A 15,157-nucleotide genomic window follows, 5' to 3' on the forward strand; every position below is an offset into this window, starting at 1 on the left:
TATGTTGAATCGTCTCCAGGGGCCCAAGGCCTTGCCCATGACCCTTGAAGGGGAAGCTGATCTGCCGATGGATACCGGCCATCCGATGCGCGTCGGCCTGTGGGTGCTCGGACTGGGCTTCGGTGGCTTCCTGCTGTGGGCTGCCCTGGCCCCGCTGGACCAGGGTGTGCCGACCAGCGGGCAGGTGGTGGTGACCGGCAATCGCAAGACGGTGCAAAACCTCGCGCCAGGAATGGTCGACGCCATCCTGATCAAGGACGGGGACGAAGTCAAGGAGGGCGACGTGCTGCTTCGACTCGACCCGACCCAGGCACGCTCGCAGTACGAGGTGGCGCGCGCCCAATGGTTGGTGGCGAAAGCCGTCGAAGCGCGACTGCTGGCCGATGTCCAGGGCCGTTCGGAGATCACTTTCCCCGAAGATCTGTTGAAGGACAAGGACGATCCGCGAGCAGCCAGTGCAATGGCCATCCAGACGCAGTTGCTGCGTTCCCGCCGCGCTGCCCTACAAGCTGAACTTGGCGCCATGGAGAATACGTTGGCGGGCCTGCAGTCCTCCGCTACCGGTCTGGAGGCCACCCGACGCGCCAAGGAACAACAGTCGAAGCTGCTGCTCGAGGAATTGAAGGGCCTGCGGGAGATGGCAGCCGAGGGCTACCTGCCACGCAACCGCCTGTCCGAGCAGGAGCGGCTACTGGCACAACTCGGTGGTGCGATCTCCGAGGACCTGGGAAATCTTGGGCGTACACAGCGGAGCATCGGCGAAATCCGGATGCGGATGCTGGCGCGCCAACAGGATTACCACAAGGAGGTCGAGAATGGGCTGGCCGAGGTTCAAAAAGAGGTCAGTGCTCTCGATAGCCGCCTCAAGGGACTGGCCTTTGAACTGGCGAATACCGAAGTCCGGGCCCCCAAGGAAGGTATCATCGTCGGTCTGAAAGTGCACACCATCGGCGGTGTACTGGCCTCGGGCACCCCCCTGATGGAAGTGGTGCCGAAAAACGAGCCCTTGCGTATCGATGTCATGATTCCCACCACCTTGATCGACAAGGTCAAGCCGGGTTTGCCGGTAGACATCATTTTTCCAGCCTTCAATCAAAAGGTGACGCCCAATATCCCGGGCGAACTTGGGCAGGTGGCTGCCGACGCAACGACCGATCCGCAGGGCAGAATGCCACCATACTATCTCGGACAGGTGGTGGTGACCCCGGAAGGGATGAAAAAGCTGACCACGCACGAGATCAAGCCTGGCATGCCTGCCGAGGTGATCATCAAGACGGGTGAGCGAACACTGCTCAACTATATCGTCAAGCCGCTGCTGGATCGGGCGAAGCCCGCATTGACCGAGGAATGAGCATGAGAAAATGGACTGCCAGGCTGACCGGCTGCGCGCTGGCGCTGATGGCTTCGGGGGTACTCGGCGCAAGCCTGCTGGACGCGTATCAGGCGGCCCGGCAAAACGACCCGACCTTCCGGGCCGCCCGCTACGAGCGGGAAGCCGGCCAGTACAACTATGACGTAGGTCTGGCCGGTCTGTTGCCGAATTTCTCGATTGCAGGCTCTTACTCGAAGACCACTGGCGATCGATCGTCGACCGTGGTCAATTTGACCCAGCAACTGGATTACCACTATACCTATACCACCGTTGCACTTCGGCAGCCCCTGTTCAATTATGAGAGCTTCGTACGCTACCAGCAGGGCGGCGTCCAAGTCGCCTACAGCGATGCGGTGTTTGACCGGAAAGCTGCGGAAATGGCCGTCAAGCTTTCGGCCGCCTATTTCGATGCCTTGCTGGCCATTGACAAACTGGCCCTGGCAGATGCGGAAATCACGGCTTATGGTGCTCAGCGCCAGCTTGCCGAGCGCCGTCGGAAGGGTGGCGAAGGCACCGTGACCGAGGTTGCCGAAACGGATGCCAGGCTTCAGCTTGCGCGCGCGAACCGTGCCGACGCGCTCGACGGGGTCGCGGTGGCGATGCGTAAACTCGAAGGCATGACCGGCATGCCGATGGGAGAACTCTGGATTCTGCGACCGGATTACCTGCCGAACGGCGTACAGCCGAGTCAACTGGACGAATGGAACACACTGGCACAGGACAACAATCCGGAGATTCGCGCTCAACGCAAGGCATACGAGATGGCCAGCCTGGAAGTGAATCGCAATCGCGCCGGCCATCTCCCGCAGGTCGACTTCGTTGCCCGTAACATACGAACAGAAAATCAAACGGTCGACACGCTCAACCAGAAAATCAACACTAACTCGGTAGGCATAGAACTCAACATTCCGCTGTTTGCGGGAGGGCGGGTCAACGCACTGACCGGGCAGGCAGTGGCCAACCGCGAGCGTGCGCTGGCTGAACTGGATGCTACCGTGGACAACGTGCTGGTTGAGGTCAAGCGCCAGTTCATGGCGGTCGAGACGGGTGGCCACAAGGTGAGAGCCTACCAGAAAGCAGTCGAATCCAGCGAGGTGGCGACCGAAGGAACGAAGCGTGGGATGGCGGCCGGAATTCGAACCAATACTGATGTCCTCGACGCCGAACGTCAGATGTTCGTTGCCAAGAGGGATCTTGCACAAGCCAGGTACCAGCTCCTGGTCAGCACGTTACAATTGAAAACGGCTGCCGGTGTTCTGTCGGAAAAGGATATCGTCGAGATCGCAGGGCTGCTCCTACCGCGTCCATAGACCTGGATTTGACCCTCTTGAGCGATCGATCGATACGCGCAGAACCGCTTGCCGTGCGGCCAAGCTCGACTCCGGTGGAGAGTGAGTATTGCCCGGATGTCGTGGCGGTATTGGTCACCCACAATCCGGCCCCGAAGACCTTGCTGCCTGCTCTCGAGTCCGTCGCACGTCAGGTTTCCGCGATTGTCGTTGTCGACAACGCGTCTGAACATTCTCCCCTGAACTGGATCAGTCACGCCAGCCGGCACTTTCAAGCAGAGGTCGAAGTATTGGTCCAGGAAGACAACCTGGGACTGGCCGCTGGTTACAATGTCGGACTGGATAAGGCGCGATCACGCGGAGCCGTTTTCGTGCTTCTGCTTGACCAGGACAGCGAGTTGGAGTTCGGAACGGTCGCCAAGCTTCGGGCCGCTCATCTCGATCTCGCCCAGCGAGGGGTGATGGCGGCTGCGGTCGGACCACGCTATCGCGACGCCAGCGACGCTTCACTTTCGCAATTTGTCCAGGCCGGTTGCTTCAGATTCAAGCGCGTCGGCTGTGGGGAGAACGGGGGCACCGTTGAAGCCGATTTTCTGATTTCATCCGGTTCCTTGCTGCCCATGGCTGCCATCGAAACCATTGGAAAAATGGACGAGGGACTTTATATCGACCACGTCGATACCGAATGGTGCTTCAGGGCTCGTTCCCTCGGCTTCGGGATATTCGGTGTGTGCGACGCCATCATGCGCCACGCCCTCGGCGAGCGCAGAGTGGCAATCTGGTTCCTGCGCTGGCGCAGAGTCCCGGTTCATTCGCCGTTCCGCTATTACTACATTGTTCGCAACAGCATTCTGCTTCGTCGTCGATCGTACATGCCGAAAAGGTGGCGACGTGCGGATTTGTCTCGATTGTTCCAGATGCTTTTCTTCTTCGGCCTGTTGACCCCTAACCGCCTGGCCAATCTGCACATGATGTGGTTCGGCCTGCGCGACGGCATGAACGGCGTGGAGGGCAAGCTCTCCCGCTTGCGGGCGCTAGGAAATTCGTGAGTCGCTGATACGACTTTCACATTAAGGACGGCATCAGGAAAGATCGGCAACGCGGGGTGGCCATGCCAGGCTGAAAGCAGGGGCACCGAGACTGAGATTCGGCGAATAAGCCGGGTCGGCGGCCAATTCGTCTGCCCACCGGTCCTGCATGAACGCCACTTCGGAAGCCAAGCATTCCTGTTGTTCAGATGTTGACTCCTGACCGTGGCTGGCGGACTCGTCATGGCGCATTTCTGCATAAGGCGTCCAGACGTTCCGATAACCCGCCTGCCGAAGCCTCAGACAGAAATCGACGTCATTGAATGTCACCGCAAGCCGCTCGTCGAATCCGCCCATTTCTTCGAAAACGGATTTCCGTACGACCATGCAGGCTGCGGCAACCGCGCTCAACGACTGATGCAAGGCCGCCCTGCCGAAATAACCGATATTTCCCCGCTCGCAATTCGGAAAGGAAGGACCGGCCACGCCGCTCAGACCCAGGATGACCCCGCCCCCCTGCAGCCGTTGGTCGGGATGCCACAAGCGCGTACCGACGGCACCGACACCGTCCTGCACGGCGAAGGAAACCATCTCTTCCAGCCAGTCCGGAGTGATGATTTCAATGCCGATGTTCATCAGGCACAGCACCTTGCCCCGAGCCTGGGCCGCCGCCTGGTTAGTGAAGCGTGAAAAGTTGAATTCCCCACGCTCCTGAAACACCCGGATGCCGCTCTGGCGGAAGCGATCGAGCCATTGCAAGGTGTCCGCATCTTCGCTGCCGTGGTCGATGACGATGATTTCGTAAGGCGCGTAAGTAGTGAGTTCGCGGATGGAGTCGATGCACAGACGCAGCAGATTCGCCCGATCCCGCGTGGGGATCAGAATGCTGACCAGCGGTGCAGGTTTGGGCACCGGGAAACGGACTCGGGTATGCAGGGAAATCTCTGGTGCAGGCATGACTTCGGCCGTAATCCCTCGTCGCTGCAAGTGCTCGGTGAGTGCCCGCTGGGCGGCTGTCAGGGCATAAGGCTTCTCGCCCATGGAACTCGCCGTGCTCCCCGCAACGATCCGCCAGTGGTAGAGTACCCGAGGAATATGGACAATCTGCTCCGGACGCAGGCGTTCCATGACACGCAAGGCCAGATCATAATCCTGGGAACCTTCAAATCCCTCACGGAAACCTCCGATTTCCTCGAGGAGAGAGCGCCGGTAACACCCCAGGTGAGAGAGCATGTTCTGTGCCAGTAGTAATTCATAATTGAAATCACATTTGAAATAGGGGCCGCAGCGTTGGCCGTCGGCTGACAATTTGTCTTCGTCGGTGTAAATCAAGCCCGCATCGGGACGCTCGATACAGCACTGGGCGACAAACCACAAGGCCAGCGGATGCAAGAGATCGTCGTGGTCCAGAAGTGCGACGAAATCGCCGCTCGCCAGCGCCAGCGCCGAGTTGCTGGCGGCGGAGATATGGCCGTTGACCCGGCGAAAAACCACCTGAATACGAGGATCGGACGCGGCGTGTCGTTCGAGCAGCGCCTTGACCCCCGGTGAATCGGAGGCATCGTCGGCGACGCATAATTGCCAATGCGGATAAACCTGGCCCAGCACGCTGTTGATGGCTGCTTCGAGTAGCTCCGGATCAGAGTTGTAAGTGGGCATCACCACCGAAATGATCGGTGGCTGGTGCCAGGAGTCGGCGATCTGCCGCAGCCGCGGATAGCACTCGGAAGCGGGTTCGAAGCGGCTGATCCAGGTGCTGTAGTCGCCGTCGGCTCTGATTTTTCCATCAAGTTGTTGCTGCAGCCCTGCCCAGTCGCGCGTCTTCCCTGCTGCACGCCTGAGAAATCGCCAGGCCCGCACCGGATTGCGCACAGCCTGGTTCAGCAACGGCAGGTAGGCGATCACCTTGCTGACCCCGCGCAGCGGCCTGGTGACGCGCCAACTGCTGCTCCTCCAGATCGCCTCGATATGTTTTTTCCTTTCGTCGAGCAGTTGATCTTGTCTTCGGAGTTGCAATTGCAGTGCCGAAATACGGTCTTCGAGCCGGATGATGAGGCGTTGCTGCTCGGTGATGCGATTTCGCTGCTCGGTGATGAGCACTTGTTGCCCGGTCATGTGCTCTTGCTGCTCGGTAATCCGCTCTTGCAATTCAGGGTAGTTCCACACCTGGGCCATGATTCCCGCAAGTTGCCCTTCGCTCCACAGGTGCCGCCATTTCCCATAGATACGGGCATAGGCGGGACCGACAGAAGGCACCATCGCATGCACTCCTGAACTTGCATGAATGCGATAACAGGCGGAAACGCCGGGGACATGGACGAAGCGGGAGTGGCAGGCAATCTGGAGCCAGAAATCCCAGTCCTCGAACAGATCCAGGTTTTCGTCGAAACGGCAACCCAGATCAATGACCTGGCGCCTGAAAAGTACCGCATGCAATGGCATCAAGTTACCCGCCAGCAGGCGGAGCGCGTCGAACGGCATATCGATGGGGCCACCCTTGGGTTGCCCATCCTCATCGACCGGCTGGACACCGGTATAAGCAGCCAGCAAATCAGGAGCCTCCATCAGCGCCGCCGCCAGCTTCTCAAGATGGCCGGGAAGGAGCCAGTCGTCATCGTCCAGGAAGAGCAGGTAGGAGCCGTTTGCCGCGTCGATCGCCACGTTGGCGGCGCGACAGCGATGCCGTGGACAGTCGCTTGAAATCAGGTGTAGCGGATGCGGGCCACAGGCTGCCGGCATGACCGGATGGTCGGGTACGGCCGCCACGACCAGGATTTCGATCCGGGAGTAACTTTGCTGGACAACCGACGCCAGCGCTTGCTGTAGCAGAGGAAGCCTGTTGATGCTGCGTATCAGGATGGAAACCAGAGGGGGAAAGCATTCATTTTCGGACGAAGGGATCATGTGCGACAGACTGGGTAACAGGCGCGATGGCCAGCATTTTAACCAGTCGTGTCCATTCCGAGCTGATTAATCGCAGCACGAGACGCGCTTCAACGTGTTGCGTGGACTTGATGTGAAAGTCGAGTCAGCAACTCACGAATTTCCCCTCCCTCACTCGTGGGGTGGGAACGGTCATGACTTTCATGATTGGAGAGCCAGAAAAAATTATCACCGTTAAATTGCCAAGTCGCCTTGTCGCTGGTGATGACTTCGGATCACACCTCGAAGCGCACGCCACCCTCACCATCGCTGAGGTGGAGGCAGTACAATCGCTTATTTTAGAAATGCAGGGAAAGACGGCTGAAATGCAGCAGATGCCCATTCTTGATCAGTCACTGGCCTTTGTGGTGTGCGCATCCGATGCGGAGCAGTTGCAGCGGCGTTTGCTGATGTCCGAGTGCTTGCAGTCGCGGCGTTACCGGTTGGCGATTTATTTCGACAGCCCTTCCGCTGCCAGAGCCTTCAACGAGGAGATGGACCACAGTACCGGTGCAGACTGGCTGGTCTGGGTGCATCAGGATGTCTTCCTGCCAGATGGCTGGGATCATCAATTCCTGGCTGCCCTGGCCCAGGCCGAATCGCTGATACCGAGGCTGGCCGTAGTGGGAGTCTACGGGATGGATCTGCAGGGCCGGAGGGCTGGACATGTCCTGGACCGGGGCAGGCTGCTCAGGGAACCGCAGCCATTGCCTTGCGAAGCATCGAGCCTGGACGAAGTCCTCGTGGCAGTACGGACGGATAGTCGGCTAATCCTCGATCCCGAACTGCGATACCATTTTTACGCCACAGACTTGGTGCTCGCTGCCAGGCAGCGGGGTTGGGCGGCCGCTGTCGTCGATTCCTGTTGCGAACACTGGTCGGACACGCCGACAAGCGGGCCGGTCGCGAGGACCTTCACCGATGCTCTCATCGCCGACGCCCGTGTCTTCGAAACGAAGTGGCTTCACCATCTGCCGCTAGCCACCTCCTGTTTCAACATTTGCAAACCTGGCGATGTGGAGCGTTTTGTGCAGGCGAATTTTCCGGTGGCAACGGATGCGACACAAGCCGGTCTCCCCCCGCCCGGACGAAACCGGAGTATTTCCGGCACTGGCGGCTCACAAGCAGTTGATCAGGAGTAGGCCATTGTTCGATGTCTTGCTGTTCGATGGCGGCACCCTGCGCCTGTCCGAGGAGTTCGCTCTGGGTCAGCGGGAACTCCGGCGGCGGATTCGTGCCGATCGCTGGTGGCATGCCGGCCCTGGCAATCGACCGATATCGCCGGCCCATTTCCTGAAGTTCTGCCATGCCGATCGGGTTCTGATCATTCTCGACCCGGCCGTGCTCGTTGCCGACAATCTGATCGATGAACTGCTTGTCCTGACCCCTGACGGCCAGGTCGCCTGTGCGCTGCCGGCCGATCCGAGAACTGCCGGAGCAGTGGCCGTCGACTATGCCAGCCGCCCCGGTTTCGACCGCCATGTCGCCCGACGCACACGGCTTCCGGCTGCAGCACCGTATGCCGGTCAGTCCCCGTGGTTGTACATGATTACCCTTGAAGCACTGCGTCAGGTCGTCGCCGGTGACGCAGTCATCAGCTGGGAACGCATCCCGGAAAGCCTGGGTTCCCGTACCCTGCTGGCACAGCGCACGTTCATTCATTCCTGGTCCAACTACCAGCAGAACACGCGCGCGGAAATGCTCGACCTGCTACCTGCCGGGACGAGTTCGCTGCTGGATGTGGGAGGGGGCGAAGGCGGATTCGCGGCGGCATTCGTCGAACACTTTGGCGGACAGGCCACCGTGGCCGAGTTGAACCCAGCGGCAGGAGAACGCGCGAAGGCGCGAGGGCTGACCGTCCATTGCGGCCCCTTCGAGCAACTACAGCACATCGCTTCCTTCGACTGCATTGCATTCCTTGACGTACTGGAACATCTCGCCGACCCCCTGGCAGCGCTTTGCAAGGCGCACAGTCTGCTCAAACCGGGGGGACATGTATTGCTTGCCGTTCCCAACGTCGGTCATTGGTCCGTTGTTCAGGACCTGCTGCAGGGAGAATTCGACTATCAGCCAGTGGGTATTCTGTGCGTCGGACACCTGCGTTTCTTCACGCGCAGAGGCCTTGAGAAACTGATCGAAGATGCGGGCTTTCAGGTCGCTCGGTGGCGTGACTCTCCTTCCCCCTTACCTGGCAATTTCCTGTCTTTTCTTGACCAGGCCACCGCTTTTCAGCAGACCGTTGATTTTCAGAGTCTCGCCACCGACAGCTTCCATGCCCTCATCAAGGCACGTTGATGTCATCATCGTCAACTACCGGGCGTCGGCAGACGCCTTGGTAGCAGTGCAATCCCTCATGCCGTGGCGCTTTGGCACGCTCTGGCTGGTGGACAATAGCGAGGATCCGGCGGAAGCCGAGATGCTGGCGCGCCACACCAGCCAGCTACCCTGGACCAGGCGCTTGCTGCCGGGAACAAATCTTGGATTTGGCCGAGGATGCAACCTCGCCTTCGGCGAATCGAACGCTCCCTATTGCCTGCTGCTGAACCCGGATGCCCTACTCTCGGCAACGGATCTGGAAACCCTGGTCGAGGCCCTCGAGGCCGATTCCAGTTTGGCTGCAGTTGCTCCGAGAACCTTTTGGGATCGCAACCATCGTTTTCTGCTGCCCCCTGCCTTCCCCCAATCCCCACTCGCGGAAATATCCCTGGCGCTGGCCAGCCGCTCTCCCCGACTTGGCCGAGTGGCCTCCCGTTTCTATCTCTCGCGGATGCAGCGGCAAATGACCAGCCCTCGGCCGGTGGAAACCCCATTTCTAGCCGGCGCATTGCTTTTGCTACGGCGGGAAGCGGTACTGGCGGCCGGGGGCTTGTTCGACCCGGACTATTTCATGTTCTACGAGGACGCGGACCTTGCCTGGCGTCTGCGACGGACTGGCTACCGGCTGGCAGTGGTCCCTGCCGCCACGGCAGTACACGAATATCGCCACAAGCCACTGAAGGGTTCGCTGATGGTGCAAACCCGGACGATTTTTTTCCGCAAATGCCACCCGCTATTCCACCGCTGGACGCGCCAACTGAGGCTGCTGGAGCAATTTCGCCAACCGCTTCGTTGGGAAGAATGGGGCGATTGCCTGAAGTCTCCGATCAGCAGCGTGGCCGAACTCGATGCATCCCTCGATGGCGCGCGCATCGTCGCCTGGAGCCCATCGCCCATGATGATGCCCGCGGCTTTCCGCCCGCTATCGGCCAGCGCCGTGTCGTTCTCGCCAGCGGACTGGCAGTTGCTTGAGCCTGGCCGCTATATGCTGGCCGTCGAGCATCCCGCCTTGCCGGGTAAACTGCGCTACCTCAGCTTCGAACGGAGAGCAGGCAGCGGCTGAGCTGCCGACCAAAATTCCTCAAGGGACGTTCCAGCCCATAGTGAGCCAGCGTCGCCATTCCGATGGTGAAAACCAGGGCTGCCAGTGCCAGCCAGGCACCCTCCAGACCTGGCCAGAGCCGGCGCAACAGGGCCGGCATCATGTTGTGAAAGAGATAGATGCCGTAGCTCAAGGAGCCGGCCACGAGCAGGAGAGGCGTAGCCGGCCCCCAGGCTTGCGCCAGCAATTTCGACAGAGCCGTCAGCACCATCGCATAACCCAGCGCGGCGGCCAGCCCGATATTGCCGCCGATCCACACCGGTACCGCACCGCTTACCCCGGCATCGACCACGAAGGCCTTGAAAACCTGGGCCACCAGCCAGAGATGACCGATTCCGGCAAGCAGCAGCCACCACTGCACGCTGACCGACAGGCGGCGCTGGCTAACGGCGTAGGCCACCCCACCCAACAGAAATTCCGGCAGCAGACCAGGCAGGTGAACGCCGGCGATCTGAGGCCAGGAGCTAAAGTCGGCGCTGCCCGGAAAGAGAAGCAGCGCCATGTGGATCAAGAGCGACCCCCCCAGCACTGCGGCAAACCACCCATTTCTGCTCAAGGTGGCTAGTAATGGCAGAAACAGATAGAACTCCACCTCTGGTGGCAAGCTCCAGAACGCCGGGTTGTAGTAGAAGGCCGTCTCCTTCGAGACGACCGTGTGGAGCATCAACAGGTGCTCAGGGAAGTGCTCCCAGGCCTGGGCCGGCGGTTCATGCAACAGGATGTACCCAATCAGTGCCGCAACATAAAGAGGATACAGCCGGAAGAATCGACGCACCAAGTGGGGCAGAACTGGCAAGGGTTTGCCCAGCAGGTAAGGGCCGAAGACAAAACCACTGAGGACGAAGAACAGATCCACGCCCGTTGTGGCGAAGCGAAATAGCCAGGTCTGTGCTGCGAACAGGTGTGCGTAGTGGGCTGCCAGGACCATCAGGGCCGCCAGCCCGCGAGAACCTTCAATGATCGCGTCCTCGCGTGCATTGGCAAGGCCGATCAGTGCGCCGTCCCTGCCTATTTCCTGCGCCATTCCTGCCAACCGGCGGACAGGCAGCGCAGCAGACGGGTCATCCTCCAGCTATGGCTGGCGAGCATTTCTGCCTGCTGTCGTTGATGATCCAGGAGTTGCAATCGCATTTCCGCGATCTGCGTGTCCCGGCCGTGGAGATCGGCGCGCAGCTTCTCGACGGCACGCCGGCACTCGGCCAACTCATGCTCCCGTGCGGCACTGATCTGGCGTTGCTCCGCCATGGCCTCCTGCAGCTCGGCCTCATGGTGGCGGAATGCCGCCAGCTGCGGAGGATCGCATGCTCGCTGCAGCAGCGACGCAAGTTGTGCCGGCGACCAGCGCGTCCGCCAGCGTTCGTACATCGCTTGCAGGGAAGTGGGTTCAGGGGCTTCCTGCACATTGTCCGGAACTGCCGGAAAGGGGGCGGCGCACGCTACCCGAAGAAAATCAGTGGCAAGACTCAACTGCAACAGGAAGTCCCAATCCTGTTGGCTGTCAAGTGACTCGTCAAAGCGGCAGCCATCGTTCACGTTGTTCACCAAGCAAAGATCGAACAGTACGGCCCGCAGAGGAATATCAGGACGGCACAGAAGGCGGATCGGGTCACAGTCGACACTCCCGCTTGCCTGGTCGTGATCGGCCTCCCGTTGTCGGCCGACGGCATAGGCGGCGCGGCAGGACGATTGCTTGCGTAGCGCGGACACCAGACTGGCGATATGGTCCGGCGGGATCGACTCGCCTTCGTCAAGAACCAGGCCATACGCACCGTAAGCTTCGTCCAATCCGGCATTGGCCGCAGCGGCGACTGGCTGGCGTCGATTCGTCACGATCTGGCGCAGCATGTAACGACCGCAGTGACCAGACAACGCCGGGAGACCCGGGACAGTATCCACGATGAGCACCTCGATATTCGGGTAGGTCTGCAAAGCCAGGCTGTCGAGACTCAGCCGCAGGCCCGACCCGGAGAGGTGACGGACAACCACCGAAACGAGGGGAACGTCCTGGCTGGAGCAGGGAAATCCCAGTCGCGTCTGGAAGACGTATTCCGGCTCAACCAGATCAAGCAGCGCATTCTCGCGCAGGGCAACTGCCGAAACAAGGGTGTAAGCTTCGGCCGACGCCACCTCTACCGGCAAGGTATAGGTACGGAAGCGATTCAGCCCCAGGATGTGCTCATCGTAGCGCTGCTGTCGCAGCTGAGAGACGAAACACGCCATTGCCTGCCGCTTGCGATCCAGGAATGGGGTGATGTCGACCAACAGATTGGGACGCAAGGGGACACCCACTTCATACTGGGCAAGACGAAGCCCTCCTCCCACACGGCGTACTGCCTCGACAGCAGCCATGGCCAGTTGCCGATGATCCGGATGGATTTCCCGAAGAGAGGGTGCATAGACCAGATCGGCTGTGCTGGCGGTGATGGCTGCAACCAGACGTGTCACGAGTGGCTCGCCATATTCGAGGCCGCGATCCGGGAAATTCCAGCATTCCGGCTCGCCGTAGCCCAACAGTTGGCCAGCGATGCAACTTTCACCCAGGCGCTTGTCCGGGTCGCCGAACAACGCGCCGTTGGTGAGAATGACGACGTGCACGGGAACGCCCGCAGCGGCATGAGCGGCAAGCGCCCCTCCACAGCCGAATACCTCATCGTCCGGGTGAGGTGCGAGCACCAGCACCCCGGCCGCAGCGATCAATTGCTGCGCATGGTAAGGGAGCATGTCGCTTTCAGTTGCTCTCACTTCTTCACAGAAAATCGGTGTCTCCCCCCATCCACCACCATTTCCGCCGGCTGGCATCCTCTTCTCGCAACATTGAAACACACGGAATCCCCACCCAGGCGACCGTCGATTCCTCCGAAGGGGGGACTTTCAGAGATTCGCAAATCGCGTTGGAAGCCCATAGCGTCATCGCTTGAGCGCCCGCGGCGGCGGCCTGGATTTGCGCGATGCGTGCAGCCAGACTGATTTCCTCCGGAGGTCCGATCCAGTCCAGCCAATGGGCCGTTTCGCCCTGGAGGCGCAGGACGAGGATACCGGATGTTCGCCGCGACCAACTGCGGCGAATCCTGAACAGGCGGTAGGCATATCCGGGCCGCGCCAGGAAACGGTGCTGCAGGTAGGTGACATCCCGGCAACCGGCGCTCAGACCAGACAGGCCTTCCTGCATGGCCTGCCAGGCCTCGGTCGCTGCCCGCTCGAATGACGCCGGTTCGAGTGGCTCGCAGCGCCAACCCCAAGGCGGATGGCCCGCCAGATCCCACCACTGAATGGACTGCAAAGTCCCCTCATTCCAGGCCAGATGCAGGGCGATGGCCAGCCGCACATGGCGCTTGCTGGCAAAACCGAAGCCGACCTGGAAAGGCCGACCGGCGCCGATACGCGACTCGTAAAAATGCCCGGAAACCTGGAAGAATGGCCCACGGCGGGTCAGCAGGCCGCGGACTTCGGGCGCAACCATGACGTCGCCAAGCTGTATCGCGGCCACTGCTTGCCCTGCGTGCAGCAAGGTACGCGGTGTTCCTCCGCAGAGTGCCAGCAAGCGGCCACGCTCGTCCCAGAGGCCGGTCGCCTGCGCACCACCATCGCCGTATTTCCACCGGAACCAGGCGGCAGTGGCGTTTGCACCGAACACCCGGTTATGTAGCGCCAACACCTCGGACTGGTCCTCGGGAACGATATCCCTGCGATTGAACGACAATTCGCCAATGCGCATGCGATCTCCGCCCGCCCGCGTCATGCCGGAAGCCATTCGTGCTTCAAGGCGACGACGCCCTGTTCAACACCGTTCTGCGTCACCTCGAGGCAGATACTCTGGTCTGCCAGATCATAGACGTGCAATCCCCTTTCACAGAGCAAATAGGAAGTAATGGAATAACGTCCTTTGAGCAGCGGCAAAGCCGGAAAAATCACCACGCCGCGGCCACGGCCCTGTGCATCCATCGACAGCGTCACCCCGTCGTTGTGCGAACTGGCACTGGCGACGACCCGGTGCGCCGAATCACCGAAGACGACCGCCACGCTGGGAGGAAAAAGGCCTGGGTCAATGGCAAACTCGATGGTCACGGAGAGGTCGCTGAGGCCGGATACGGCGCTGACCCTGGTACCGCATACGCCTCCAACACAGGCGGAGGCCCGGATGATGCGCGCCCCACCGGTGAGCATCGCCAGCCTGGTGCGTCCTGGCTCTTCGCCGATCATGGGACTTTCGAGGCTGGCTGCGTAGGCCGAGGTCACTTCTGCCGCAGAACCTTGCATGCGCAACTGGCCATGCTCGATCCAGAGAGCCCGGTTGCATAGCACCTCCACCGAGTAGATGGAATGGGAGCAGAACAGGATGGTCTTGCCCGCCTCCTTCATACCCATGATGCGCTCAAATGATTTGCGTGCGAAAGCACCATCCCCCACGGAGAGCGCCTCATCTATCACCAGGATGTCCGGGTCCACGCTGGTCGCCACCGCGAAAGCCAGTCGAACGAACATCCCGCTCGAATAAGTCCTGACCGGTTGGTCCACGAAATCACCGATGTCCGCAAATGACAGGATATCGTCCAGGCGTGCATCGACTTCGCGGCTGTTCAGTCCGAGGATGGCGGCGTTCAAGTAGACGTTCTCCCTGCCCGAGAAATCGGGATTGAAACCGGAACCCAATTCCAGCAGCGCTGCTATCCGCCCGCGCACTGCCAACTTACCCTCTGTTGGCTCCAAGGTGCCACAGATCAATTGTAGCAAGGTGGATTTCCCGGCACCATTGCGGCCTACCAGACCAACCACCTCCCCCGTTCTGATCCCGAGATCGACACCCCGTAACGCCCAGAATTCCCGGTGGTAGGAACGAAAACGTCCGAACAGCAATTGCTTCAGACGATCAGCAGGGCGCTCGAACATGGCATAGCACTTGCCAAGACCCTGTGCCTGAATGATGAATTCAGAGGACGGCAGCGAATTCATGTTACGCCGCGCGGAAAAACGGTGCCTCCAGCAGGGTCCCTGCCAAGTATTCGCCCATTACTGTCAGTTCAGACAAGATTGATGTGAAAACCGCGTCAGCGACCCAAAAATATCCTTTCCCCTAGAGGGTGAGAGGAAAACGGTCATGACTTGCATACTCGTGGGTGTCTGGACAGAT

Annotated in this window: 11 protein-coding genes; 6 read left to right on the forward strand and 5 right to left on the reverse strand. The window is 60.3% G+C overall.

Annotation, left to right across the window (positions count from 1 at the left end; translation table 11 throughout):
• Position 1: 1 nt before the first annotated feature.
• From AW06_RS02090 to AW06_RS02100, 3 genes are read left to right on the forward strand one after another with little or no spacing between them, the layout of a single operon-like run.
• Positions 2–1,351 carry an HlyD family type I secretion periplasmic adaptor subunit gene (locus AW06_RS02090; RefSeq protein ID WP_034944906.1) on the forward strand — a complete coding sequence of 450 codons (1,350 nt, stop codon included), beginning with the start codon at positions 2–4 and terminating at the stop codon, positions 1,349–1,351.
• A gap of 2 nt (positions 1,352–1,353) precedes the next feature.
• A complete protein-coding gene (locus AW06_RS02095) occupies positions 1,354–2,682 on the forward strand; it encodes a TolC family outer membrane protein (RefSeq protein WP_273704301.1) in 1,329 nt (442 codons plus the stop codon).
• 17 nt (positions 2,683–2,699) lie between these two features.
• Entirely contained in the window at positions 2,700–3,710 is a 1,011-nt protein-coding gene (locus AW06_RS02100) for a glycosyltransferase family 2 protein (protein WP_273704302.1), read from the forward strand.
• Between the two features lie 33 nt (positions 3,711–3,743).
• Here the strand turns inward: AW06_RS02100 and AW06_RS19715 are convergent, their stop codons facing one another.
• Positions 3,744–6,593 (reverse strand): glycosyltransferase, encoded by a 2,850-nt coding sequence (locus AW06_RS19715; RefSeq protein WP_273704303.1) that lies wholly within the window; start codon positions 6,591–6,593, stop codon positions 3,744–3,746.
• Between the two features lie 344 nt (positions 6,594–6,937).
• On the opposite strand from AW06_RS19715, the gene AW06_RS02110 reads away from it, so the two are divergent.
• From AW06_RS02110 to AW06_RS19725, 3 genes are read left to right on the forward strand one after another with little or no spacing between them, the layout of a single operon-like run.
• Positions 6,938–7,753: a hypothetical protein gene (locus tag AW06_RS02110; RefSeq protein ID WP_273704304.1), complete on the forward strand. Its 816-nt coding sequence runs from the start codon at positions 6,938–6,940 to the stop codon at positions 7,751–7,753.
• Between the two features lie 4 nt (positions 7,754–7,757).
• Complete coding sequence (locus AW06_RS19720) at positions 7,758–8,906, forward strand: class I SAM-dependent methyltransferase (protein WP_273704305.1); 1,149 nt, start codon at positions 7,758–7,760, stop codon at positions 8,904–8,906.
• A complete protein-coding gene (locus tag AW06_RS19725; protein WP_273704306.1) occupies positions 8,884–9,990 on the forward strand; it encodes a glycosyltransferase in 1,107 nt (368 codons plus the stop codon). The genes AW06_RS19720 and AW06_RS19725 overlap by 23 nt, the downstream gene beginning before the upstream one ends.
• On the opposite strand, the gene AW06_RS02125 is transcribed toward AW06_RS19725, so the two are convergent.
• From AW06_RS02125 to AW06_RS02140, 4 genes are read right to left on the reverse strand one after another with little or no spacing between them, the layout of a single operon-like run.
• Positions 9,959–11,053 carry an acyltransferase gene (locus tag AW06_RS02125; protein WP_034944843.1) on the reverse strand — a complete coding sequence of 365 codons (1,095 nt, stop codon included), beginning with the start codon at positions 11,051–11,053 and terminating at the stop codon, positions 9,959–9,961. The two genes, AW06_RS19725 and AW06_RS02125, sit on opposite strands and share 32 nt — an antisense overlap.
• Positions 11,038–12,750 carry a PIG-L family deacetylase gene (locus tag AW06_RS19730; RefSeq protein WP_273704307.1) on the reverse strand — a complete coding sequence of 571 codons (1,713 nt, stop codon included), beginning with the start codon at positions 12,748–12,750 and terminating at the stop codon, positions 11,038–11,040. Before AW06_RS19730 ends, AW06_RS02125 begins: the two co-directional genes overlap by 16 nt.
• A gap of 25 nt (positions 12,751–12,775) precedes the next feature.
• Positions 12,776–13,744, reverse strand: coding sequence for a GNAT family N-acetyltransferase (locus AW06_RS02135; protein WP_273704308.1), 969 nt, complete (start codon positions 13,742–13,744; stop codon positions 12,776–12,778).
• A gap of 20 nt (positions 13,745–13,764) precedes the next feature.
• Complete coding sequence (locus AW06_RS02140) at positions 13,765–14,979, reverse strand: ABC transporter ATP-binding protein (RefSeq protein WP_034944849.1); 1,215 nt, start codon at positions 14,977–14,979, stop codon at positions 13,765–13,767.
• Positions 14,980–15,157: the final 178 nt, after the last annotated feature.

The organism is Candidatus Accumulibacter cognatus, assembly GCF_000584975.1.
Classification (GTDB): domain Bacteria; phylum Pseudomonadota; class Gammaproteobacteria; order Burkholderiales; family Rhodocyclaceae; genus Accumulibacter; species Accumulibacter cognatus.

Coding starts and splice junctions, on each gene's coding strand:
- AW06_RS02090 (WP_034944906.1), top strand. CDS start 2: ATGTTGAATCGTCTCCAGGGGCCCAAGGCCTTGCCCATGACCCTTGAA.
- AW06_RS02095 (WP_273704301.1), top strand. CDS start 1,354: ATGAGAAAATGGACTGCCAGGCTGACCGGCTGCGCGCTGGCGCTGATG.
- AW06_RS19715 (WP_273704303.1), bottom strand. CDS start 6,593: ATGATCCCTTCGTCCGAAAATGAATGCTTTCCCCCTCTGGTTTCCATC.
- AW06_RS02110 (WP_273704304.1), top strand. CDS start 6,938: ATGCAGCAGATGCCCATTCTTGATCAGTCACTGGCCTTTGTGGTGTGC.
- AW06_RS19725 (WP_273704306.1), top strand. CDS start 8,884: ATGCCCTCATCAAGGCACGTTGATGTCATCATCGTCAACTACCGGGCG.
- AW06_RS02125 (WP_034944843.1), bottom strand. CDS start 11,053: ATGGCGCAGGAAATAGGCAGGGACGGCGCACTGATCGGCCTTGCCAAT.
- AW06_RS19730 (WP_273704307.1), bottom strand. CDS start 12,750: ATGCTCCCTTACCATGCGCAGCAATTGATCGCTGCGGCCGGGGTGCTG.
- AW06_RS02135 (WP_273704308.1), bottom strand. CDS start 13,744: ATGCGCATTGGCGAATTGTCGTTCAATCGCAGGGATATCGTTCCCGAG.
- AW06_RS02140 (WP_034944849.1), bottom strand. CDS start 14,979: ATGAATTCGCTGCCGTCCTCTGAATTCATCATTCAGGCACAGGGTCTT.